Origin of the sequence: Streptomyces sp. NRRL WC-3549 (genome assembly GCF_000721935.1) — a bacterium.
In the GTDB taxonomy this organism is placed as follows: Bacteria; Actinomycetota; Actinomycetes; order Streptomycetales; family Streptomycetaceae; genus Streptomyces.
In genome coordinates, this window is sequence record NZ_KL585388.1 from 79,633 (window position 1) to 81,179 (window position 1,547).

General features: G+C 71.3%; 2 protein-coding genes. Both read left to right on the top strand.

Annotated elements, in window-relative coordinates:
- The coding region (pgi, locus tag IH13_RS0106830) for a glucose-6-phosphate isomerase (RefSeq protein WP_031081942.1) at positions 1-981 on the top strand (981 nt) is incomplete at its 5' end.
- Between the two features lie 3 nt (positions 982-984).
- A complete protein-coding gene (locus IH13_RS0106835; protein WP_031081944.1) occupies positions 985-1,488 on the top strand; it encodes a PH domain-containing protein in 504 nt (167 codons plus the stop codon).
- The last annotated feature ends 59 nt before the right edge of the window (positions 1,489-1,547 follow it).

Sequence of the window (1,547 nt, forward strand, 5' to 3'; positions counted from 1 at the left end):
GCCCGCGACTGGCTGCTCACCGAGCTGAAGGCCGGTCAGGAGGCCGTCGCCAGGCACTTCGTGGCCCTGTCGACCAACGCCGAGAAGGTCGCGGACTTCGGCATCGACACGGCCAACATGTTCGAGTTCTGGGACTGGGTCGGCGGGCGCTACTCCTACGACTCGGCGATCGGCCTCTCGCTGATGATCGCCATCGGCCCCGACCGGTTCCGGGAGATGCTGGAGGGCTTCCACCTCGTCGACGAGCACTTCCGCACCGCCCCCGCCGAGGAGAACGCCCCGCTGCTGCTGGGCCTGCTGGGCATCTGGTACGGCCAGTTCTTCGACGCGCAGTCGCAGGCGGTCCTGCCCTACAGCCACTACCTGTCCAAGTTCACCGCGTACCTCCAGCAGCTGGACATGGAGTCCAACGGCAAGTCCGTGGACCGCGACGGGAACCCGGTCGAGTGGGAGACCGGCCCGGTCGTCTGGGGCACCCCCGGCACCAACGGCCAGCACGCCTACTACCAGCTGATCCACCAGGGCACGAAGATGATCCCGGCGGACTTCATCGGCTTCGCCTCCCCGGTCCACGACCTGCTGCCGGGCCTCATCGCCCAGCACGACCTGCTGATGGCCAACTTCTTCGCCCAGACCCAGGCCCTCGCCTTCGGCAAGACGCCCGAGGAGGTCCGGGCCGAGGGCGTGCCCGAGGAACTGGTGCCGCACAAGACGTTCCCCGGCAACCACCCGACCACCACGATCCTCGCCGAGCGGCTCACCCCCTCGGTGCTGGGCCAGCTCATCGCGCTGTACGAGCACAAGGTCTTCGTCCAGGGCGCCGTCTGGAACATCGACTCCTTCGACCAGTGGGGCGTCGAGCTCGGCAAGGTGCTCGCCAAGAAGATCGAGCCGGTCCTCACCGAGGGCACCGGCGGCGAGGACCTGGACAGCTCCACCGCCCACCTCGTGGAGACCTACCGCAGCCTGCGCGGACGCTGACCCGTGGGGGCGGGGGAGGGGGCGGTACGGCTCCGGCCGCCGCGCAACGCGCCGGCCCGCCGGGCCGTCGGCTGGTGGCGGGCCCAGTGCCTGCTGCTGACGGCGGCCCCGGTGGCCGTGCTGGGTGTCCTGGGCGCGTTCATCGCGCCGGCCAGGGCCTGGCTGCTGTTGCCCGCCGCCGTGCTGGCGGCCGTCGGCCTGACGGTCGCCGCCCTCCTCCCCCTCTGGTGGTTCCGCACCCACCGCTGGGAGGTCACCGACGCGGCGGTCTACGTACGGACCGGGATCTTCCTGCGGGAGTGGCGGATCGCGCCGATGTCCCGCATCCAGACCGTGGACACCGTGCGCGGTCCGCTGGAACAGTTCTTCGGGCTGGCCACGCTCACCGTCACCACCGCCTCCGCCAAGGGCGCCGTGAAGATCGCGGGCCTGACCCGTGAGACGGCCGCCGACCTCGCCGAACGGCTCACCCGGATCACCCAGGACACGCCCGGGGACGCCACATGAGCACCCCCGCCGACCCGGCCGGCCCGCCGTGGCGGCGGATCCACCGGCGTACGGTCCTG